The sequence below is a fragment of the Alteromonas portus genome (assembly GCF_005117025.1).
GTDB classification, from domain to species: domain Bacteria; phylum Pseudomonadota; class Gammaproteobacteria; order Enterobacterales; family Alteromonadaceae; genus Alteromonas; species Alteromonas portus.
The window spans coordinates 119606-142050 of the sequence record NZ_SWCO01000011.1 but is presented as its reverse complement, the minus strand read 5'-3'; the positions used below and the strand labels follow the sequence as shown (position 1 = coordinate 142050).

Sequence of the window (22445 nt, the reverse complement as noted above, 5' to 3'; positions counted from 1 at the left end):
GGTGTTTAATGTCAGGTGAAACATCAAATGACAAACTCCTTACAAACGACCCTTTAGCTTTATTTGAAAGGCGGTTGAAAAGAGAGCGTAATGCTAGAGAACAAGCAGAAACCTTACTGAGAGAAAAGACGCAAATTCTGTATGCTTCGCTTAAAGAAAGTCAGCGTGCGCAAAAGGATTTGGAACTTGCTTTGTGGGCGTCTCAAGAATCCTTTTGGAGTTGGGAAGCGAAAAGTGACCTAATGGAACTTCGCTCTTTTTCACTTTATTCGGAAAGTGTATCTACCTGGTCTGGCACCTTAATTCAACTTCTTGAACGCGTACATGATGAGGATTTGGAAGGGCTCCAGTTTCATTGGACTATGGCGCTTCTTGGCAATCGCGACCGCGTTGAATTTTCCTTTCGCTTAATGTTAGACAAAAGCTATCAATGGATAAGGTTGCGGGGCCGTGTGTTGAAGCGGGGCAATGCTGGTGAAGCGCTGCACATTGTGGGAACCACTAAAGATATTACTCAGCAACGCAAAGCTGAACAGTCTTTTCACTTGATGGCCTCTGCTTTTGCCAGTTCGCGGGAACCCATGTTAGTACTCTCTCCTGATCTGGCTATCACAGAATGTAATGATGCCTTTATAAGATTAATTGCTGCAACGGTTAAAGAGCAGTGCATTGGGCTGGACTTTAATCAGATATTTATTGCAGAGAAAGTTGATAAAGCTCAGCTGGCGCTCGACAAACAGGTTCGATTTGAGTCAAAGATTAAAACCCAAAGCGGCGAGATAAAGATTGTCGATATTTCTGTTGCACTGTTTGAGACCTATCAACAAACCTCTTCGTATCTCATTGCAACGATGCGCGATATAAGCGAGAGAAAACGCAATGAAGCCAAGCTACGTCAACTGGCACTGCACGATGAATTAACAGGCCTTTCCAACCGCAATTCACTGCGTGAGTCTATCGCTGGCCTAGTTCAACAAAAGAAGCATTTTGTCTTAGTTTTTATTGACCTTGATGGCTTTAAGGCTATTAATGACAACGCGGGGCATGAAAGAGGGGATGTTGAGCTTCAGCGTGTTGGTGCGCTTCTAACTAGCATGTTTGGTCCTATTGGCGAAGTTGGTAGGTGGGGGGGAGACGAATTCATTGCTGTATTGCCAGAGCAGAATTTGGAAGAGATAAGCGAGCGCTCTGAAAGACTTATTAGTCAGATAGAGGAAGACGTTATCACTGTAAAAGCAACAGAACTCATGCTTTCTGCCAGTATGGGGATCGCTCAATATCCAGAGCACAGCGATAACATAGAAGGCTTGGTGCAGTGCGCTGACGCGGCAATGTACCGCGCTAAAGAACTCGGTAAAGGACAGGCATTTATATATGAGCCTGGGCTTTATGAAAGTATGACTCAGCAGGTCAGTATGGTAAATGACTTGCGAAGAACGGTAGAAAATCACCTTCTCGATTTCTATATCCAGGGTAAATACGATTTGCATGGCAAGTTGAAAGGCGGTGAAGTGTTGTGTCGCTGGATTTCGGGTTTGCACGGTGTGGTATCTCCAGCGGTGTTTATTCCTATTGCAGAAGAGCACAAATTAGATAGCGCGATAGGGCTTCAAGCATTAGACGCCGCGTGTGATTACATTTCTATAATGGAGTCTCAGCAGGGAGAGGCTATTCCGTTGTCTGTGAACGTAAGTGCTAATCAAATGCTTGACCCGAAGTTTCCTGATCAGGCCGTGTCTATTTGCATGGACAATAATGTTTCTCCTGAGTTTATTGAATTAGAGCTCACTGAGTCGGTCTTTATTCGCGATGAGAAATTAGCGCTTAGAGCCTTAAACACCTTGAGAGAGCGCGGGTTCAGGCTGTCGCTTGATGATTTTGGCAGCGGGTTTTCGTCCTTAAGCTACCTGCGAAGCTTTCAGTTTGAAGCGGTAAAAGTTGATAAAAGCTTAATTCAAGGTATTCACCAAGACAGTAAAGCAAACGCACTATTTAATGGACTTATAGCTATGCTGAAGAGTTTGCAAATAGACGTAGTGGCTGAGGGCGTAGAATTAGAATCCTATTTACCGTTTATGGAGCAAGCCGATATTCAGTTAATGCAGGGGTTTTATTTCGATAAGCCCATGCCTTACGACCAGTTCTTGGCAAGGCATACCACTGAGCCTAATCGGTAATGTCTTCTGCTAAGCTTAAACAAAAAAAGCCCTATCGGGCTTTTTTTCATGACTAAGCAAGCTCGTTACTTAGCATTGGTGCTTTCAAAGATTTTATCTGCCGATGCGGCAACAAAGCCTTTGTAAAGCTTACCATCAGGCATCTCATAACGCTGTGCAAATTCGTAGAAGCAGCTTGGAATTGCCACAGTTTCGTCGCTAAACGCTACGTCAGCACGGTCAGCCATGGTTGATGATTGCGCTAAAAATACGTCTGGACCACCTTTAATCTCACCGCCCGAGGTATTTAGCACAAAGCCCGCTTCTTTAAGCAATGTGTTTACGTCGGTAAGCTCGTCAGTACGGGTTAAGTGATTGACACTTACCGTAAAGTGGTTAGCACGAAAGCCCCATGCCGCCATCCACGCCGCGTATTCTGATTCGTTAAGCAGTGTGTCGTATTCTGCTTTAGTAACGTTCCAATGCTTACCCGAGTACAAGAAGTTATCGGCATCCACTACAGACTCAGGCATTTGATCAACCATCTTCTTGATAATTGCTTGAGCAGTTTCAGAAAGCTCGTTTACACGAAGCTCGCTAATAAATACTTTTGGTTTAGTATCGTCAGGGTGCTCGAAATGCTTTGCAGTAAGCTTTTTCGCTTCAAAGTCATAGTCGCCTTTAGCTTCATAACCCAATGCTAAGAAGTGCGCAGCAAGCTTGTCTAAGCGGGTTTTATCAAGAGCAAAAGTTCGAAAAGCTACATGGTCGTTAACGATGTCGTTCGTGTTTTCTTCACCCGCCAAAAGTGCATGAATTTTATGTGCTGAGGGAGTGATGGTAACGTAATCGTCCCACATGTTGCTAAACAACGTATCGATGTTGCTATGCATGGTGGTAGGGTCCTTTCTGTCGTTGACTATTTTTAAACGAATAGTTCGTATAGGGTTGGTACTAAACTGGCCGACACAAATCTTGCGTCGGCCTTTTTGTAACGTGAAAAGCTTGGGTTACATCGACAAGCCTGGGCTTAGCTTGCCCGGCATAGTAACTTTATCAAGTTCAACTGACGCAACTGGGTATGCACAGTAGTCGGCTGCATAAAACGCGCTAGCTCTGTGGTTACCACTGTCGCCCACGCCACCAAATGGCGCTGCGCTGCTTGCACCTGTAATAGGTCTATTCCAGTTTACGATGCCCGCGCGAATGCGTGCGAAGAAGTAGCGATAATCTTCTTCGTTGTCGCCAAGAAGACCTGCTGATAAGCCAAAGCTGGTGTTATTTGCTTCTGCGATAGCTGCGTCAAAATCGCTGTAACGGATCACTTTAAGTAGTGGACCAAAGTGTTCTTCGTCAGGCAGTGAAGCAAGCATGTCAGTAACATCAATAATCCCTGGGGTAGCAAAACCTTTGCTTTCGTCTTTTTGTTCAAGGCGAACCAGTACTTTACCACCAAGGTTTTCAAGCTCTTGCTGTGCTTTCACCATAAGTGCAGCGGCATTGCTTGAGATCATGGCGCCCATAAATGGTTGATCTTCAGCGTCATAATCACCCACCTTAATATTCTTGGTCACTTCGATTAAGCGAGCAAGGATTGCATCACCTTGTGCATCGGCTGGTAAGAATAGGCGACGTGCACACGTACAGCGCTGACCGGACGTAATGAAAGCAGATTGAACGATGTCATGTACGGCAGCATCAACGTCAGCTACATCTTTTACGATTAACGGGTTGTTACCACCCATTTCAAGGGCCAAGATTTTACCTGGGTGACCTGCGAACTGCTCGTGCAAGATTTTTCCTGTGCGTGAGCTACCCGTAAAGAAAAGGCCGTCGATGTCGTTATGCGATGCTAACGCCTTGCCCGTTTCAACTTCACCCTGTACTAGGTTAAGTACACCCGCTGGCAGGCCAGCAGCATCCCATAGCTTCACCATTTCTTGTGCAACCATAGGTGTCAAATCGCTTGGTTTGAACACAACTGTGTTACCTGCAATAAGGGCTGGAACAATGTGTCCGTTTGGCAGGTGGCCAGGGAAGTTGTATGGGCCAAATACAGCAACAACACCGTGAGGCTTGTGACGAATGAAAGCTTTACCTACAGGCATTGGGTTTTCAACGTTGCCCGTGCGCTCAAAATAGGCTTTTTCAGAAATACCAATTTTGCCCATCATGGCGCCAACCTCAGTAGCGGTCTCCCACTCTGGTTTGCCCGTTTCTTTAGCCATAACTTTAGCAAGGTGCGCTTTAGCTTCTTCTAGCTTAGTGCCGTAAACCTTTATTATTTCAAGACGCTCTTCAACGGTTTTCATGCTCCATGCTGGAAGTGCAGCACGAGCAGCGTTAATTGCGTCATCAATTTGAGCGGCGGTCGCAGACTTACCTTCCCAAATTACTTCGTTTTTTGCAGGGTCAACTGATGTTAAGTCATGACCTTGTCCGGCAACCCATTCACCGTTGATAAAATGTGTATGTAGCATAGTGGGTGTCCTTTTAATCTCTGAATGTAACGGGGGCGAAGCGTACGTGCTCTCCCTCTTTGACATTCAATGCAGCAGCGGCTTGGCGAGATAGTACGGCAACTTGCTTTTCTTCGCTTACCGTCATCTCGGTGGCGACTGCACGAAAATCAGATACTGATGTATTAATGATGTAGTGCGTTTGCCCTTGGGCAGCAGCGCTATCGTCAATCACTACAGGCAGTTTTAAGCTCGACTGAGCCGTGCGGATGTGGCTTAAGTTTGCTTCTACCGTCGGGCCTGCGTCGAAAATGTCTACGTAGCCGCGGCAAGAAAAGCCTTCTTCTTCAAGAAGCTGAAGAGCAGGGCGTGTTTTGTCATGAACTTCGCCAATGACTTCTTGCGCTTCTTTACTAAGCAGATTTACGTATATCGGGTACTTCGGCATAAGTTCAGCAATAAACACTTTATTACCAATGCCTGTTAAGTAGTCGGCAGTAGGAAAATCCATTGAGAAGAAATGGGTTTCCAACCACTCCCAAAATGGTGAGCGTCCTTCTTCGTCACTCACACCGCGCATTTCAGCTATGACGGTTTCTGAGAAGCGTTCACGGTGCTCCATCATGAACAAGAATCGAACCTTCGAAAGGAAGCGGCCGTTAATGCCGCCACGGGCTTGTTCGCGAAGAAACAGCGTACATATCTCAGTAACACCGGTGTAGTCATTACAAAACGTTAGAATGTCTACCGTGTTATGAATGTTCAGCTCGCGCGAGGCATGCACGACTTTGCTTAAGTGGTAATGATAGAACGCATCGTCTATACCAACCGCCGCTTCAATACCTGTTGTTCCCACTACCTGTCCGGTAGTGGTATCTTCCATTACAAACAAGTATGACTCATCGCCAGGTTCGGTTACGTTTGGTTTGTTAAACGCAGTTTCTGCACGATCAATTTTACGCTGCAGCAACTCGTCGTTGACAGGTAGAGACGTAAAGCCAATACCTGATTCAACGGCGATTTCTTTAAGCGCGTTATAGTCGGCCTTCGTGATAGGGCGAATGATATTCATGTTCGCTACTCGTGTTGTAATTATTCGGCGTTTACAACGGCAGCAACGGCGCGTTCAAAACGTGCAAGACCTTCTTTAATGTCTTCGTCAGGAATAACCAGTGAAGGTGCAAAACGAATTACGTTCATGCCTGCAACAAGACACATAAGGTTCACTTTAGTTGCAGCCATCATGAAGTCACGTGCACGGCCCTGGTATTTCTCATTTAACGCACAACCTAATAACATGCCTTGACCACGAACTTCTTCAAATACGTTGTACTTTTCGTTAATAGCACCTAGTAGTTCACGGAAAAGGGCCTCTTTCTTAAGTACACCTTCAAGCACTTCAGGCTGGTTCACGATATCTAACGCTTTTTCTGCTACCGCACAAGCAAGTGGGTTACCACCATAAGTACTACCGTGGGTACCTGGCTTAAGATGAGCAGCAATATCGTTCGTTGTTAGCATGGCGCCAATTGGGAAGCCACCACCCAGCGATTTAGCTGTAGTTAGGATATCAGGTGTTACCCCAAGGCCCATGTAAGCATAAAGGTGACCAGTACGACCAACACCCGACTGAACTTCGTCAAAAATAAGTAATGCGTTGTGCTTGTCACACAGCTCGCGAACACCTTTCACGAAATCGATGTCTGGTGGAATAATTCCGCCTTCGCCTTGAAGTGGTTCCATCATTACCGCACAGGTTTTGTCAGAAATAAGTGCTTCAAAGGCCGCTAAATCATTGTAGTCACAGTGATCAACAGCGCCAGGCTTAGGGCCAAAACCATCAGAGTAAGCAGCTTGACCACCTACTGTAACAGTAAAGAAAGTACGGCCGTGGAAACCTTTGTTGAAGGCAATGATTTGGTTTTTATCTTCACCGTGCTTATCAAGCGCCCAGCGACGAGCTAGCTTTAATGCCGCTTCGTTGGCTTCTGCACCAGAGTTTGCAAAGTAAACTTTGTCAGAGAACGTCGCATCGTTAAGTTTCTTAGCGAGACGAAGGGCTGGTTCGTTGGTGAACACGTTGCTTAAGTGCCAAAGCTTGCTGCCTTGTTCGTTAAGGGCTTTCACTAGCTCTGGATGACAGTGACCTAAAACGTTTACTGCAATACCGCCTGCAAAGTCGATGTACTCAGCTCCATCTTGATCCCATACGCGCGAACCTTCACCTCGAACAGGTACCATACCTGCTGGGTTATAGTTAGGAACCATTACATCATCAAATGTAGCGCGAGTTACGTTCATCTTTGTTACCTCTGCGTTGGGCGCCAATCACACAATGTGAGTGTGCTTATTGAATCTACAAGTACGTTTTATTCGTGCTTCGAGAGACGAAAAGCATTAATTGGGCGCATAAAAACTAATCGGATTTGTTTTACAGTATGCCATTTTTTTTAACATTTGTCTTCTATGCAAAGGGCTGCAGCCCTTTATTTATAAGGACTGTGGCTTAATTTGCAGGAAAAGTGAATAACTATTAACTACTGGGCTATATCAATTAGTAATAATCATTTTTTGCGCTAAGAAAAGCGCCGCTTGGTGGTTTTGTTATGCTTCACCATAATTTGAACGGCTTAATAGATGAACCTAGTCTTGCTGTTCAATACTGCTTAAAACGCTCAAAGCATTGAGTAATCGTCAATATTTCAGCGCATTGAATATGAATTGTGAGAAAAGTGCATAACGAGTGCATGAATATCCATAAATTATTTAAGGTTTGTGGTCTCTTCATGCACGAAATTTGTTCTAAATAGGTAGAAAGGGCCAACAAAGCCTATCGTTCATCCTCGCTTTTTACTAACGGCAGGGTGAAAATATCCATGCTTTTAAGTTTCTCAAGTGCACCAGCAGGGTAGCGCTGTTCTGAAAAAAGCGGTTTTACCTCTTTTATATCGACGAGCTTCAACTGATGTAACATTCTTATTTGTGTGTAAGTTCGCGCTTGATGCAGTATTTTGCTCAAAGTTTTAGGTTGAGTAGGCTGCTTATCGGCGCAGTCTCGCATGGGCTGTGCAATGGGGAGGCGTGTGAAGTGCATCCATTCTAAGATGTCGGCGCTTACCGCATCAGCAAATTCTTGTTGCAGAGCAATAAGGTGGTTAGCCGACGGCGCAATTTTTAATAAAGCCTCATGGCGCTTTTGTTCTTTGTCTTTCTGGCACTCTTGTAATAAGTGCAGTTGGATCTTATCGAACAGCTTGAAATAAAGTCGCGTTACAGCGCAGCGCCCTAGATTACTCACCATCGCTAACGTGTAGGCTTGGTTTTTATTCAAGTCACTTAGTGCTGCAAGCCGTTTGGCGGTAAGTGCAACCCCCGTCGAATACTGCGTCAACTTCTGCTTTATTAACGGGTAGGGGTCGGTTATTTGAGGCATGGCACGCTTTAATATCAATGAAGGTATTAACGTTCGTAAGTTCTCTATACCTAAAAAGCTTAAAGCCGTACGCAATGTTTCAACAACAATAATACGTCCTCGCGAATCTTTGCGTCTAAATTGCGGCGTATTTACAATCACTATTAAGTCGTCATAAAGCCATGGCATGGTGGCAGCTATGGGTTCTAACTTTGAGACCGAGCAGGCTTTTACCGACAGGGCATCTAAAAGTTCGCCAATGTTTTCCGGTAAATTAAGCACGTTCTGGACGAGTTCGTCGGTATAGCTGAGTTGTTCGGTTAATTCGCCAAGCAAGACTTCGTGAAGATGGTGACTCACTGATTCTAGATAAGAGGCTTCTGTTTTTTCTTGCAGGCGCTTATTTTCAATAGCGACTTTCTCAACGTGGAGCAATCGTCTGCGAGCGTCTCCTTGCTCTGATTGTTCGAAGCTGACTTGACCCACCTTGCGCTTTCCTAGCATTTCAAGAACGCGTTCGGGTGATATGACCATATTTTCGAAACGATCATCTATCGTGGGCGGTGTGGTTGCCCCCATTGTCATATTAAAAGCACTCCTGCTCATAACTTTTTGGTGAACCGCAATATTATCGTACATCAGGGCCTTATAACTTTCGCAATGCTAATGGTGGAAATGATAGCTACTACTTGAAAGCGTTTTATTTGCTCGGCAACTTTAGATATCGCTTATGCAGTTCTCGACATAACGTTAATTCAGTACAGTGGCTGAATTGGCTTATGAAAAGTTAAACGAAAAATCAGTGAATTGCGAGTTTTACCGGTCTTCAAGCGTAAGCTTTTACGCTATTTTATGTATCGGCACTAAACTCGTTAACTTAAACCGTTTTAACGCGAAGAAAGGCATCAAGCACATTGTGGCCGTGTTCGGTAAGTAATGACTCTGGGTGGTATTGTACCCCCCAGATCGGATAGTGGCTGTGCGAAATCGCCATAATTTCTTTCGTTCCCTGAGCGGTTTCACACCACGCATCTACACGTAGCGATGACGGTAAAGAGGTAGGGTTTAAGACCAGAGAGTGATAACGGGTTACATTAAACGTACTAGGTAGCCCGTCAAATAAACCCGTATTGCCATGTGATAATACAGACACCTTTCCATGCTTAATTTCTTGTGCGCCTACCACTTCAGCGCCAAACGCTTGGCCAATTGCTTGATGACCCAAGCAAACGCCCAGAATTGGCATTTTGCCAGCAAAGTGTTCAATTGCAGCTAGGCTGATACCTGCCTCGTTAGGGGTGCAAGGTCCTGGCGAGATAACAAGCTGTGAAGGCGCTATGCGCGCAATGTCGTCAATACTGAGAGCGTTGTTTCGCACTACTTCAACGTCAGCTCCAAGCTCTGTGAAATAGCGAGCAAGGTTATGAGTGAACGAATCGAAGTTATCAATTAACAGCAACACAGCAGTGCTAGTCCTTGGTATTTCTGAAATGTGAGGGTTAGACACATGAAGCGTTCTGTGAACGCTTCATGCTGTTAGTATTTATACCGCTTAAGTAACGGGTTATGGCTTAGGGATGAAGCCTACGGCTTTATAGACTTTGGCCAAAGTCTCTGCTGCACGTGCTGATGCTTTTTCTGCGCCTTGACGCATAACATCATCTAGGTATGCTCTATCTGCGCGAATTTCTGCATAGCGAGTTTGAATAGGCTCAAGTAATGCTACCACTGCATCTGCAACATCGCCTTTCAAATGACCATACATTTTATCTGTATATTCAGGCTCAAGATCTTTTACCGATTTACCCGTAGCAAGAGAAAGTAGAGTAAGTAAGTTTGATACGCCCGGTTTCTCTGTGGGGTTGAAGTAGATATTTGCTTGTTCGTCAGAGTCGGTTACCGCGCGCTTAATCTTCTTAGCTAACTTCTTCGGTTCTTCTAGTAGTCCAATGAAGTTATTCGGATTATTGTCAGACTTAGACATTTTCTTTTCTGGCTCTTGCAGGCTCATGATACGAGCACCAAACTCTGGAATATAAGGATCTGGTAAGCGGAATACGTCGCCGTATAAGTTATTTACCCGCGTTGCGATATCGCGTGTTAACTCAAGGTGCTGCTTTTGGTCTTCACCTACGGGTACTTTATCCGCTTGATAAAGCAAGATATCTGCTGCTTGAAGCACAGGGTAGCTGTACAAGCCTACATTTATGTTGTTCTCATTTTTCGCAGACTTATCTTTAAACTGCGTCATGCGATTTAACTCACCCATTTGAGCATAGCAATTTAACACCCACGACAACTGTGCATGCTCAGGTACGTGAGATTGTAAAAATAGCGTGCTTTTTTGCGGGTCAATGCCACATGCTAAGTAAAGAGAAAGGCCGTCTAAACAAGCTTCAGCTAGTTGCTTTGGATCTTGTCTTACGGTGATCGCATGCAAATCGACAATCATATATAGACAGTCGTGATCTTCTTGCATGGAAACCCACTGTTTAAGTGCACCCATATAATTGCCAAGGGTAAGTTGTCCTGAAGGCTGACAGCCACTTAATACAACGGGTTTATTACTCATTTCTATTTACCTGTAATACGTTAAATTCTGTTAAAAATTAAGCTTTTGATAACGATGAAAGCTCATCGCGCATTTGTGCAATGACATCACTGTAATCTGGTTGAGAAAAAATCGCCGAACCAGCCACAAACATGTCTGCTCCCGCTTCTGCTATTTCGCGAATGTTATCGACTTTTACGCCACCGTCAATTTCAATTCGTATATCGTAGCCGCTTTCTAATACGCGCTGTTTCACTGCTCGTACCTTATCTAAAGTACTAGGTATAAATTTTTGACCACCAAAGCCTGGATTCACCGACATAATAAGAATGTGGTGCAGTTTATCCATAACGTGGTCAAGGTAGTGAAGTGGTGTGGCCGGGTTGAATACCAAACCAGGTTTGCAGCCTGCATCAATAATGAGTTGTAGAGAGCGGTCGATGTGCTCAGACGCTTCCGGATGAAAGCTAATATAGCTTGCGCCAGCATTAGCGAATTTCTCAATTAGGTCATCTACCGGCTTTACCATAAGGTGAACGTCGATAGGTGCAGTAATGCCGTATTTTCTTAACGCTTCGCAAATCATCGGCCCAAACGTAAGGTTTGGCACATAGTGGTTATCCATTACATCGAAATGCACCACATCGGCGCCTGCGCTTAATACTTTCTCTACGTCTTCACCAAGCCTTGCGAAGTCGGCAGACAGTATTGATGGGGCAATTAAGAATGGTTTCATTACATGTCCTTTAAATCAAAAACAACAAGGTACGTTGCCACTTACGTTTTGGGGTTGCGAAAGTTTACCCAAAACCAAGCTTGTTTACTATGCAAAGGACTCATCAACGTTAATTTCACTGAAATTTAAGACCAGTAACCTTAATTTAATATTTTGCCCAATTTTGGTGAGGTTGCGTTTAATTGGTGCATTATTGTTCTGGGGCTAATTCCCTTAAAAACTATAAATACAAAAATAAAATAAAATAAATTTATATTATTCAATGTTTTACATTTATTTTAACTTCCTTTTTTCATGAACCATAAATGGGCATTAACTTTGCGTTACCCAGTCCAAAAAAGAAAACACAGACAGAAAAAACGAATTACAACAAGTTTGAATTTGACTGGAGAACACACATGAAAACATCTACAAAAAGAACCCTACTTGCCGCTGCTATTTCTTCAGCGTGTCTGTTAACTGCAATGCCTACCTACGCGGAAGGTTCATTTACCGCGAACGCTGGCGCGACTAGTAACTACATTTGGCGTGGTTTAACACAAACCGTTAACGAAGCTGCTGTTCAAGGTGGTATCGACTACGCAGACGAAAGTGGTTTTTATGCGGGTACATGGGCATCGAACGTAAGTTATGCATCAGATGATATTTACTCTTACGAGCATGACGTATATTTCGGGTACTCAGGCGAGTCTGACGGCATTGCATACGACTTCGGCTACCTATACTACAACTACGATGCAGAAGCTGAATTCGATTTCGCAGAGATCTACGGTTCAGTAGGCATGGGTGGAGCAAGCGTAACAGTTTATCTACTTGCGCACACCGAAGCTGACGAAGCTGAAGGTCAAGATTTCGGCTTTGGCCAGGCTTACTACGCATCTTTTGATTACACCACAGAAATTTTGAATGGCACTGAGTTGACTCTACATGCTGGTTATCACAGCGGTGACTTTGTTGAAGCTTTCAACTTTGGTGACGGTGAGACTGACAGCTATGCAGACTACGGCGTAAGCATTGCGAAAGATGGCTTTAGCTTTGCTGTAACTGGAACGAACTTAGATGATGTTGGTGCTGACGCACTAGATAACGACGAGTTGAAATTCACTGTAGCTTACTCAGTAGATTTCGAACTTTAAAAGTTAATCTAAGAGGCCTAAGGATAGGCCTCTTAACCTAAACGTTGAGTAATAAAAGCCTAATGCAATTGTATTAGGCTTTTCATTTTACAAACAACGCATATTTAACTTGTTCGTTACTTGCTTTTGATTATAATGAGATTAAATTTTAAACGAGTGTAAGGGGTATTCAGGATGAAAGTTCTTCCTTTTTTTGCGATTTGCGGAGCCGTAGCCCTAGTTAGCGTGGCTGTGACAAACCCGCCAAACTCACGCTCGTCTGTTTGTGAATTTCAACCTGTTACCGAGTTTAATCCAAAGCTTCCTGCAAGCCACATTCAAAACCAATGCGCCCGCCATCAAGAGGGAGTTGAAGAGGTTAGTTGGCTGTCATGGATAGCAGGTAAATCACCGTCCTTCCAATTTCACTTTTTAGATTTACTTGAGTTGCTTCACAGCGACGACGGTAATCGCGATTTCACCTCACCTTCGAACGATTCATAGGGCGACATCATGCAATCTGGTACTGGTTTTTGGTCAGTTCTAGGTAGTGTAGTGGCGAGCTTGTTTGGTGTTCAAAGCCATAAAAATTATGAGCGAGATTTTACCAAGGGCACGTTTATTAGCTTTGCAGTAATAGGCGTTATTTTAGTAGGGTTATTCGTTGTTTCACTTTTTATGTTTGTAAAGTGGTATGCAGGCTAACGCTGACAACGTTTGTACTCTTCTTGTATCCGTAAAGGCCAAGCACTCAGACTATGTAAAAACCTACCGAAGGCTCTTATACGTTTTGTGTGGTATAGAGCAAAAGGGCTAAAGCACTTTCTTTTTACGTGCTTTTCGCTTTGGTGTAACTTTAGCGGGAGGAAAATAAGCGAGTATTTCATCCACAGGCTGTCGTTTAGCGCCGTTTTGGCTAATAGAGCGTTTAACCGATAACATACTAAAGTCTGCGCCTTGATATAAAGCACGCGTTAGCGGTAAATCGTGATTCGATATCAACACCGGGATACCACGTTTCTTAGATGCTCGAGTGGCGAGTTCCGCCAGCTTCTCCTGTGACTCTTGCCCAAAGCTTCGCGCCGCATAGCTAGTAAATGCTGCTGTTTTGCTAATAGGTGCGTATGGAGGATCGCAATAAATTACGTTGCCTCGCCTAGCTCTTGAAAAAACTTTCTCAAACGGTAGACATGTAAACGTAGCTTTCTGTGATTTTTCAGAAAACACAAACATTTCGTCTTCAGGGAAGTAGGGTTTTCTATAACGTCCAAACGGTACATTGAAACGGCCTTGAAGGCTGTAGCGGCATAAACCGTTGTACCCATGTCGGTTTAAATAAAGAAAAAGAATTGCTCGGTAGTATTCATCTTGCGTTGCGTTGAACTCTTCACGCAAGTCATAGTACATCTTTTCTTCATTGCGACTCCCATCAAAAAACGCGCGTGCGTCGTTAATCAGAGCGTCTGGTTGTGCTTTTAAGAAGTTGTATAAGTTAATGAGATCGGGGTTGATGTCATTAAGCAAGTAACGTTTGTATTGCGTATTCAAAAATACAGAGCCGGCACCAACAAACGGTTCAATGAGTTTGTTAGCTTGCGGTAATCTGGCCTGAATATGCTCAACCAAGCTGTATTTGCCACCGGCCCATTTTAGAAAGGCCCGGTTTTTTTTCTGCATCATGCTTAAACGTTACTACCTAGACGGAATGAAGACGGTGGTTTTTCCGTGCGCCGCCGTTCCAAGGGAAAGGGTCGTCTTTATACTTTTATGCTGATCAGTATCAGATATCACCACGCTAAACGTAGATTGTAACTTTCATCAGTAAAACGGACAACCAACAAGTGTCGCAAGAATGGAAATTTGGCAAATAATCAAAATTAAAAGGGAGTTTGCGTAGCAAAGCGGCCTAATTTTGTGCGTTGTCTATTTCAGACAGGACCTGATTTCCTCGCTTAATAAACGCATTTTGTTTGCCCGGATAATCAGGCAAAGCTGCACGAGCCAGTTGCGCTTGTGAGAGTGAGGGGTAAACCTCTCGGAAAACCACCACAAACCAATCGCCACCATAGCGTTCAGTTCTATAGATACGGGTTTGCTCAATGAGGTCGTTTTCACGTAAAAATGCATTTAGTACTGTATCGCTTTTCATAGCTAGCATCTGAATGGCGTAATCGTTGGCAGTGATCCACTGTGTTTGCTGATTTAACGCGTCTTTTTCGGCACTAGCGCCAGCATCAGACTTACCCGCCGCCGAGTTTGTTAAAGCAATAGGGTCGCTCTGACTTGTGCGTTGCCAAATGTCACTATTACCATCGGAACTAACAGTGGGTGAACTGCTGTTAGGTAAGCTTAAGCTGTTTTTCTCTTCTGTAGATGAGGACGTGACGTCAGGTAATGTCGATACGGCACTTTCCCAATTAGTGATGAGTGATTTATCGCTGGAGAATTCGCTCTGTGAAAGAGGTTCTTCTGACAAATCATCGGTTTGGTTATTAGCCCACTGTGCAGAAGAAACAACTTCTACGTTGCCAGCCTGCATGTTCAATTCATCTTGTGAATCACTTGGTGCTGCGTTTATTTTTTTTCCATCGTCATCAGCGCTAATAAGCTTATTGTACGCCGAGCCAGGTTCAACTTGGGCCTGTTCGGACTCGAGAGCTGTTTCGCTGATAGGAGAAAATATTGACGACAATTTTTCACCGTACTGCCAATAAATAAGGCCAGAGAATGTAGCCAGAAACACCAGAGCTACACCAGTATAAAACCATTTTGTTTTTAGCGGGTTAGTGAATGTCTTAGTATTTTCACGTTGTCTATTTTCTAAATGAGCCTGAAACGCTTCTCTGCGTGAAGCGATCATTTTATCAAGATCTGACTCGTAATTAGGCTGCTCACTAATCACAGACTGGCTGCTAATAATAAGCGGTGTTTCTGTGTTCTTGGCTGGAAGCCATTGTTTGGCGCGCTCAGCCCACGCATTATTTGCAAATAAAAGCACATTCAAATGCTGTTTGTTGCCAGCAAATCGGCTTTGTAAGACCAAATCCCACAATTCTTGTAACAAGGCGTCAGGAAGGTTATGGGCTTGGGTGATAGCGATTAGAATTGGGCCTTCGTGGCTATTTAAATCAGAAAGTAACTCATTGAGGGGGCGAACAAAGCTGCCTACTACTTGACCAAGTAGCTGCCGACAAAGCTGTCTACGATAGTCAGACGGCTCCATATTATCTTGCGCGGTTAAATACGCAATTTCCGTATCGTCGTGCTGCTGAAAGACAAAGGCTTCTAGGGTCTTTTGTTGTTGAGCAATAGACTCACCGCTGACAAAAATCAGTTGAGACGAGTAATTGACCAGATATTCCAAACGTTCATGCAGTTCACTTTGCATGGGAGTTTGCCCTTATTCACCGTTGCTTAAAAACTAGTCTAGCAACGTACCTTGTTATTAGTTCCTAAGTCTCGGGAACAATGAAAGGGCACGCTGCCAGTTTTTCGCGAACGCGATTGATTAAGAGAGAATGTCAGTAAGGATGGCGTCGGTGACGTCTTTAGTAACAACCGCTTTGCCAATGCCTTGAGGAAGTACAAATCGAATACTGCCCGCTTCCACTTTCTTATCGCGTTTCATGTGCTTAACATAGTCGTCTTTCGTCATGCTACTAGGCCCTGCAATAGGCAGTGAAAAGGCTTCAAATAGCGCTGACACGCGTCGTGTTTCTGACGCTTCAAACCATGATAATGCTTCAGCAGCTTTACAAGCAATTATAGTACCAGCGGCTACCGCTTCGCCGTGTAGCCAGTTACCATAGCCTTGTTCGGCTTCAATGGCGTGACCAAAGGTATGGCCAAGATTAAGAATGGCGCGTAAGCCACCTTCCCGTTCATCTTTCGCAACAACGTCTGCTTTTATTTCGCAGCAGCGGGAAATGGCGTAAGTAAGGATTTCAGTATCAAGTGACGTAAGTGCATCTACGTTATCTTCGAGCCACTTGAAAAACGGGGCGTCGTAAATAATGCCGTATTTAATAACCTCTGCCATACCGGCTGCGAATTCTCTTGGGGGTAGTGTTGCCAGCGAGTCGGTATCGATAGCAACGTAAACAGGTTGGTAGAAAGCACCAATCATGTTTTTACCTAGAGGGTGGTTTACCGCTGTTTTTCCGCCTACCGATGAGTCTACTTGAGAAAGCAACGTTGTAGGCACTTGAATGAAAGGTACGCCGCGCTGGTACGTAGCTGCCACAAAACCTGTTAGGTCGCCAATTACCCCACCGCCAAGTGCGATAAGCGTAGTATCTCTTGCTGCGTTAAGCTCAAGAAGACGGGTCATAACCACTTCGAATTGTTCTAAATTCTTATATTGCTCGCCGTCTGGCAGAATGATGGTTTCAACATGAACGTCACCACACGCTGCTTTTGCCGTTTCTAAGTAAAGCGGTGCAACGGTTTCGTTAGTAACAATGACAGCAAGCGGGCCTTTAATATAGGCACTAAAAAGGCCAGGTTGCGAAAGCAGCCCAGCCTCTATCTGTATAGGATAGCTACGTTCTCCAAGTTCCACAGTTAAGGTTGACATTGGCGTAGCACCTCCTATTACATTTTTTAATTTATAAACCGATTTTACTGATTATTTGATTTGCTACAGCACGTGCACTTTGGTCGTCTGTATCAACTATGTAATCAGCTACTTCTTCATAAAGCGGGTTGCGCATTTCTGCAAGATCGCGAAGTACTTGTTCAGGATCTTCGTTTTGTAGCAAAGGACGACGTTTGTCGCGTTGTGTACGGGCAACTTGCTTATCGATTGTCGTTTGTAGGTAAACAACAATGCCGCGGGCAGATAAACGATTACGCACAGCCTTGGTTACAATAGAACCGCCGCCAGTGGCAAGTACAATACCTTGCTTATCTGTCAAATCGTTAATGACGGTCTCTTCGCGTTTACGGAATCCATCTTCGCCTTCAAGGTCGAAGATCCAGGCAATGTCTGCACCCGTGCGGCGCTCAATTTCCTGATCCGAATCAAAAAAGTCTAGGTGAAGTTCGTCTGCCAGATGTCTACCGATAGTACTTTTGCCAGCACCCATTGGGCCAACTAAAAAGATATTACGTTTTTCAGCCATATTTGCTTATATCACAACTTAATCATGTTAGGGGCAGTGCACTGTTGCCTTACCAGCCTACCCATTGACTCGTGCCTATTTAGTGTCCAATAAGCACCACTCCTTTAACCTCGCTTAAATTTCGAGGCGGGGATTATCTCAGTTTCATGCAAGGCGATGCAAGTTTTGTTACTAACAAATAGCGCATACCTGTAAATTTAGTTACAAAAAAGGGTCTTAAAACAAAAAAGCGCATTCAAGATGCACATTTTTTTAAGAAGAACTGTGCTTACGGACGTTCAGTTACAATTTTAGGTGTAACAAAAATGAGTAGTTCTCGCTTCTGCTGAAGCTGTGACGTATTTCTGAATAAAGCGCCCACAAATGGTAAATCACCAAACAAAGGTACCTTCGAAACACCATCAGAACTGGTTTGTTGGAAAATTCCACCAAGAACAATCGTTTCGCCATTTTCTACCAGTACCTGCGTTTTAATTTCTTGAGTATCGATAGCGACGGCATCACCGGTAGACGTAGCAACGGTTTCGCCGCGGGTGTCTTGGGTTACAACCAAATCCAAAATAATGCGATTGTCTGGCGTTATATGGGGAGTAACTTTAAGCGATAGTACCGCTTTTTTGAACTCTACCGACGTTGCACCGCTCGACGTTGCTTGAACGTAAGGAATTTCTGTACCTTGTTCAATGTAAGCTTCGTGCTGATTGGCGACGGTAATACGAGGGCTTGCAATGATTTCACCCTTGTTTTCCGATTCCAACGCAGAAAGTTCAAGGTCTAAAATAGTGCCGTCTACTAAGCTTGCAATCTGAAAGCCGATGCTTCCCGCAGCGCTGGTTACTGGAAGGTTCACATTAAGACGATTATCAATACTCGGTACTACGCCTCCGGCAATGGTATCTGCCCCTTCGATGGTGCCTGATACGCCGTTATCATCCTGGCGGTCGCTAAACCCCCAGCGCACGCCTAACTGCTCGTCAACATCGTCAAGTACTGTGACCATGCGGCTTTCAATCAGCACCTGTTTAACTGGAATATCTAGCGCGTTGATGGTTTTTCTTGCTTCATCAATAGACGCTAAGGTATCGCGAATAAGTAATGTATTGGTTCGTTCGTCCACGGTAACGCCGCCACGCTCGGAAAGAATACCGCCTTCGGTAGATTTCAAAATAGTGGCTAATGCAGAAGCTTTAGCGTAGTTAACAGAAATATTTACTGTATGCAGAGGGGCTAAATCTGACACTTGTTTTTTAGATTGTAACGCTTGAGTTTCACGAGCAGACAATTCTTCTGCCGGCGCAATTAACAAGATATTGCCCTCTAAACGCTTGTCTAATCCTTTGACGCGCAAAATCATATCTAAGGCTTGGTCCCAGGGAACGCCAGACAAACTAATAGTGACATTACCTGAAACGGTGTCAGTCGTTACAAGGTTAAAGCCATTTACTTGCGCAATAATTTGTAGAACTTGCCTTACTGGTACGTCTTGAAAGTCTAAAGATATGGGGTCGCCAGTGTATTTTTTCTCTGCCTCAAGGGCTTCTTGTTGTTCGCTGTCCATTGGCGAGATTGCTACGCGTAAAACACTATCTTTCACCGTGTTCTTTACCGTAACTTGACCCGAGTAATTTATCTCAATACGAGCGTCGCTGTTGTCTTCAAAGGTTTCTATGGTTGAAACGATAGTGCCGAAATCAGCCACGGATAGTTCTACTAGCTGATCTTCAGCTAATGCTGTGTTCGTAAGCGTAAGTGTTACCTTGCCTTGAGATTCAATAAGTTGCACCTTTGGTGCTGTGCCTACAAATTCTACTAGGGTAACCGCAGTGCTATTTGCAGCTTGGGTAAAGTCTATGTTCGTAATGGTAGTCGTGGGCGCCGTTTCGTTTCGCTTAGCGTTAGGATCTACCAGTAATGGCTCCTGTGCTTTAACAGGGTGAGAAATTAAAAAAGTAAACGAAAATATTGCAGCGACAGCGAAGGCCAGCCAATACCATTTAGGCGCTCTACGATTGAGAGATTTATTGAAAATGTATCGTTCGGCCATGCTTACTCTCCCGCCTTCGATGCTGTAGTCATTGTTGTTGTTTTCCTTTGCCAGCAGCCTGCACCATCAGGTAACAATTGTTCAATAGTAATTGAGTCGGTGCCAATTTGCATAATTTTGCCATAAAACAATCCGATACGACTCCCTACTTTAGCTTTATGTAGAGCGCCATCGTTGCTTTTTAATAATGCCCACTTCACTCCTTTAACGGCAAAATTGCCGGCAAGTGCGAGGGCATCTACGCCATAAGCCTCCAATGCTTCTTTTGGACGTTGAAAGTTAGGTTGTAGACAGTTTTCCACGCGTGCTTTAACTACTGGCGCTGCATCGTTGCGCAAGCGGTCAAATGGGCTTCTCAACGCGCTTGATGTATAGCTAAATGGCGGGTGACTTTTAAATTCTGGATAGGGCTCAATTTGAGGCTGCGCGCGTTCTTTCACACTTTGTGTGTAGGCTTGAAGGTCATTCAGTTTTGGCGAGCAGCCCGCGATGAGTACTAAGGTCAAAAGAGCGATAAGTGAACGGATCATTGCTCATCTCCTTCAAAATCAGAGGAGTTTTCAGAGCGATAGGTTTTAGCTTGAAGTTTAAGAGATAGGCCGCCTACTTCACGTTTAATATCAAAGTCGTGAAGCGTAACAATACGAGGTAAGTCTGCAACTTTAGATACAAACTCGCCGAAGTTGTGGTATCCGCCACTGACTTCCATTTCGATAGGGAGCTCAGTATAGAATTCTTTTGGTACTTCTTGTTGCCAATTGAGCAGTTCAAATGTCAGGCCTGCCGACGTACCAACGTAGGTGATGTCGTCAAGTAAACCTGGTGTCTCGTTACTCGTGGGTAAGCTCTTAAGCATGGAAGAAAAGTCTTCCTTAATTTTCGCTAGCTGCGCCTCATAGGCCTCTAAATTCGCCGCGATACGATACTTCGCTTCAAACTGCAGCTTTAGCTCTTGTTCTTTTAACTCAGCAGCATCTCTTATAGGGAGTTTTGGGCTTATCAACATATAGTAGCTCAGCGCGCCTACTAAAATTGCAACGAATGCTGCAACGACAATACGCACTTCATTCGGCCAGATTGCTATTTGTTCAAAATCGAGCTCGTTTAATTCTTTAAGTTTCGAAACGTCAAACTTCATAATTATTGCGCCTCACTACTTGTACTTTCTAGGGGAGCAACATTCGGGTTTATCGAAAACGTAAGGGTAAAGTTACTGATTGCTCTTGCCGCACTGCTGTCAGATTTTATAGTAGAAAGCTCTGCGCCTACGAATACTTTAGAGTTATCCAAGGCTCGCATAAAGTCTGATAACCGGTTGTTTGAATCGCTTATCCCTTCTATTTTGATGCTGTTATTGCTTCTAGTCATTGACTCAAAAGCGACGCCTTGAGGGACCAGTTTGGCTAACTCATCAAACACGATAGGTGCTACGTTTCGGCTGGCCTGAAGTTGCTCAATTAAGGCCATACGTTGCTCTACAGCGTTCTTTTTGTCTTTAACTTTTTTTATTTCACCAATTTGTGAGTCAAGAACGGCAATTTCACGTTCAAGGTACTGGTTACGTGAATTTTGATTATTTATCTGCTGGTCAATCGCTTGCCCAATAAACCAAAAAATGAGTCCCACAATAGCCGCTACGGCAACTAGTCCAGCTAAGTACTGTTGTTTTTGATGTTGGCGCTGTTTTTCTCGCCAGGGCAGTAAATTTACATGTGCCATGGCGTAAAACTCCGGCTCGCCAGACCTGCAGCAATCGCTAACTGCGGCGCAATTTTGTTAAGTCGAGTGGTATCTAGTTTTGGATTTATTGTCATATTGCTAAACGGGTTAAAGCAATCCACTTCAAGGCCTAAGTCTTGTTTCAGAATGTCTACCAATGGTTCAATAGTCGCTGCGCCACCACTTAACAGAATCTTCTTTGGTCGCTCTGCATGCAGAGTACTCATATACATCTGAAGTGCGCGATTGATGTTCTGTTGAAGGTTAGCCGCAAAAATGGGGAGGGTGTCTTCTACCCAATTGCCTGAAAGTGTCCCATCTAATAACTGGCGCTCTGCCACCTCTCGTTCTACCATATGAATGGCGCTGATATCATTGATTAATTGGTTAAGCCCAAATGCATGCTCTTTGGTGTAAATCACGTCACCATTTCTAATCACGCATATCTGAAGTAATGAGGCACCGACATTAATACAGCAAAGCGGCTCATCTTCCTCTTGAGGGGCATGAAAGAAGTCTAACGCATTACCAATAGCGTAATTTTCCATATCAACAATTTTAGGCTCGAAATTGGCTTCTCTTGTCAGTAGAAGGCGACTATCTACTAAATCTTTGTGAGCGGCGGTCAGCAATACGTTTACTTTGCCGGTATGCGTTGTACTTGGGCCCATTTCTTCAAAATCTAAATAAACTTCTTCAAGTGGATAGGGGATCAGACTGTCTGCCTCTATCTCAATTTGATTTTCAAGATCGTAATCGTTTTGCTCAGGATCCATGTATACAATTTTACTAATTACCGACGTACCTGCCACCGCAACATTCGCTAACTTTAATTTTGTCTTCAAAGATTTGCGAATTTTTTTAAGCGCGATGCTGACCGATTCGTAATCTTTGATATCTCGCTCTGAAAAAGCGATCTTAGTAATGGGCTCGCAGGCATACCCTTGAAGGACGAACCCGTCTTTTGATTGTTCTAGCCATACCGCTTTTATTTGACGCGTGCCTATGTCTAAGCCCACAATGGGCGGCAGCTTTTTTTTGAACAGCGATTTCATGTGCAAGTGTCCAGTTTCAAAGGTAGTTGCTCTAAAGTACAATATTACTCTATTAGTATTGTGCGTATGGTTCTA

General features: G+C 44.2%; 21 protein-coding genes. 4 read left to right on the top strand and 17 right to left on the bottom strand.

All coding sequences use genetic code 11. From position 1 onward, the window contains the following. Positions 1-8: 8 nt before the first annotated feature. Complete coding sequence (locus tag E5672_RS18410) at positions 9-2177, top strand: putative bifunctional diguanylate cyclase/phosphodiesterase (RefSeq protein WP_136783653.1); 2169 nt, start codon at positions 9-11, stop codon at positions 2175-2177. A 65-nt stretch (positions 2178-2242) separates the two neighbouring features. Here E5672_RS18410 and E5672_RS18405 read toward each other — a convergent pair whose 3' ends face one another. The 8 genes from E5672_RS18405 to rpe all read right to left on the bottom strand — a co-directional run bounded on the left by E5672_RS18405 (position 2243) and on the right by rpe (position 11314). Continuing rightward, positions 2243-3049 carry a DUF1338 domain-containing protein gene (locus E5672_RS18405; protein ID WP_136783651.1) on the bottom strand — a complete coding sequence of 269 codons (807 nt, stop codon included), beginning with the start codon at positions 3047-3049 and terminating at the stop codon, positions 2243-2245. A gap of 117 nt (positions 3050-3166) precedes the next feature. Beyond that, a complete protein-coding gene (gene astD, locus E5672_RS18400) occupies positions 3167-4636 on the bottom strand; it encodes a succinylglutamate-semialdehyde dehydrogenase (RefSeq protein WP_136783649.1) in 1470 nt (489 codons plus the stop codon). A gap of 13 nt (positions 4637-4649) precedes the next feature. Next, positions 4650-5687, bottom strand: coding sequence for an arginine N-succinyltransferase (gene astA, locus E5672_RS18395; protein ID WP_014948020.1), 1038 nt, complete (start codon positions 5685-5687; stop codon positions 4650-4652). Positions 5688-5707: 20 nt separating this feature from the next. After that, entirely contained in the window at positions 5708-6916 is a 1209-nt protein-coding gene (locus tag E5672_RS18390) for an aspartate aminotransferase family protein (RefSeq protein WP_136783647.1), read from the bottom strand. Between the two features lie 529 nt (positions 6917-7445). Then, positions 7446-8612 carry an HDOD domain-containing protein gene (locus tag E5672_RS18385; RefSeq protein ID WP_136783645.1) on the bottom strand — a complete coding sequence of 389 codons (1167 nt, stop codon included), beginning with the start codon at positions 8610-8612 and terminating at the stop codon, positions 7446-7448. Between the two features lie 292 nt (positions 8613-8904). Further along, positions 8905-9489: an anthranilate synthase component II gene (locus E5672_RS18380; RefSeq protein WP_136783643.1), complete on the bottom strand. Its 585-nt coding sequence runs from the start codon at positions 9487-9489 to the stop codon at positions 8905-8907. 102 nt (positions 9490-9591) lie between these two features. Then, entirely contained in the window at positions 9592-10599 is a 1008-nt protein-coding gene (gene trpS / locus E5672_RS18375; protein WP_136783641.1) for a tryptophan--tRNA ligase, read from the bottom strand. Between the two features lie 37 nt (positions 10600-10636). After that, positions 10637-11314 (bottom strand): ribulose-phosphate 3-epimerase, encoded by a 678-nt coding sequence (gene rpe, locus E5672_RS18370; RefSeq protein ID WP_136783639.1) that lies wholly within the window; start codon positions 11312-11314, stop codon positions 10637-10639. Positions 11315-11619: 305 nt separating this feature from the next. Here rpe and E5672_RS18365 point away from each other — a divergent pair, with 305 nt between their 5' ends. The 3 genes from E5672_RS18365 (at position 11620) to E5672_RS18355 (ending at position 13134) form a co-directional block, all read left to right on the top strand. After that, on the top strand, positions 11620-12450 hold the full coding sequence (locus E5672_RS18365; RefSeq protein WP_136783637.1) for a TorF family putative porin: 831 nt from the start codon (positions 11620-11622) through the stop codon (positions 12448-12450). Between the two features lie 174 nt (positions 12451-12624). Continuing rightward, positions 12625-12933, top strand: a complete 309-nt coding sequence (locus E5672_RS18360; RefSeq protein WP_136783635.1) for a hypothetical protein — start codon at positions 12625-12627, stop codon at positions 12931-12933. Positions 12934-12942: 9 nt separating this feature from the next. Then, the gene (locus E5672_RS18355; RefSeq protein ID WP_136783633.1) at positions 12943-13134 is read left to right on the top strand and encodes a DUF2970 domain-containing protein; all 192 of its coding nucleotides are present in this window, start codon (positions 12943-12945) and stop codon (positions 13132-13134) included. A gap of 108 nt (positions 13135-13242) precedes the next feature. On the opposite strand, the gene E5672_RS18350 is transcribed toward E5672_RS18355, so the two are convergent. The 9 genes from E5672_RS18350 to pilM form a co-directional block, all read right to left on the bottom strand. Beyond that, positions 13243-14109: a Dam family site-specific DNA-(adenine-N6)-methyltransferase gene (locus E5672_RS18350; RefSeq protein ID WP_136783631.1), complete on the bottom strand. Its 867-nt coding sequence runs from the start codon at positions 14107-14109 to the stop codon at positions 13243-13245. 226 nt (positions 14110-14335) lie between these two features. Further along, positions 14336-15817, bottom strand: coding sequence for an SPOR domain-containing protein (locus tag E5672_RS18345; RefSeq protein ID WP_136783629.1), 1482 nt, complete (start codon positions 15815-15817; stop codon positions 14336-14338). Between the two features lie 120 nt (positions 15818-15937). Next, positions 15938-17005 (bottom strand): 3-dehydroquinate synthase, encoded by a 1068-nt coding sequence (gene aroB / locus E5672_RS18340; protein WP_136783627.1) that lies wholly within the window; start codon positions 17003-17005, stop codon positions 15938-15940. A 31-nt stretch (positions 17006-17036) separates the two neighbouring features. After that, entirely contained in the window at positions 17037-17552 is a 516-nt protein-coding gene (gene aroK, locus E5672_RS18335) for a shikimate kinase AroK (RefSeq protein WP_025256800.1), read from the bottom strand. 268 nt (positions 17553-17820) lie between these two features. Further along, positions 17821-19596, bottom strand: coding sequence for a type IV pilus secretin PilQ (locus E5672_RS18330; protein WP_136783625.1), 1776 nt, complete (start codon positions 19594-19596; stop codon positions 17821-17823). Between the two features lie 2 nt (positions 19597-19598). After that, positions 19599-20126: a pilus assembly protein PilP gene (locus tag E5672_RS18325; RefSeq protein WP_136783623.1), complete on the bottom strand. Its 528-nt coding sequence runs from the start codon at positions 20124-20126 to the stop codon at positions 19599-19601. Next, positions 20123-20734 carry a type IV pilus inner membrane component PilO gene (locus tag E5672_RS18320; protein WP_136783621.1) on the bottom strand — a complete coding sequence of 204 codons (612 nt, stop codon included), beginning with the start codon at positions 20732-20734 and terminating at the stop codon, positions 20123-20125. Before E5672_RS18320 ends, E5672_RS18325 begins: the two co-directional genes overlap by 4 nt. Positions 20735-20736: 2 nt before the next feature. Continuing rightward, on the bottom strand, positions 20737-21315 hold the full coding sequence (locus E5672_RS18315) for a PilN domain-containing protein (protein WP_136783619.1): 579 nt from the start codon (positions 21313-21315) through the stop codon (positions 20737-20739). Further along, positions 21303-22370: a type IV pilus assembly protein PilM gene (pilM, locus tag E5672_RS18310; RefSeq protein ID WP_136783617.1), complete on the bottom strand. Its 1068-nt coding sequence runs from the start codon at positions 22368-22370 to the stop codon at positions 21303-21305. The genes E5672_RS18315 and pilM overlap by 13 nt, the downstream gene beginning before the upstream one ends. Positions 22371-22445: the final 75 nt, after the last annotated feature.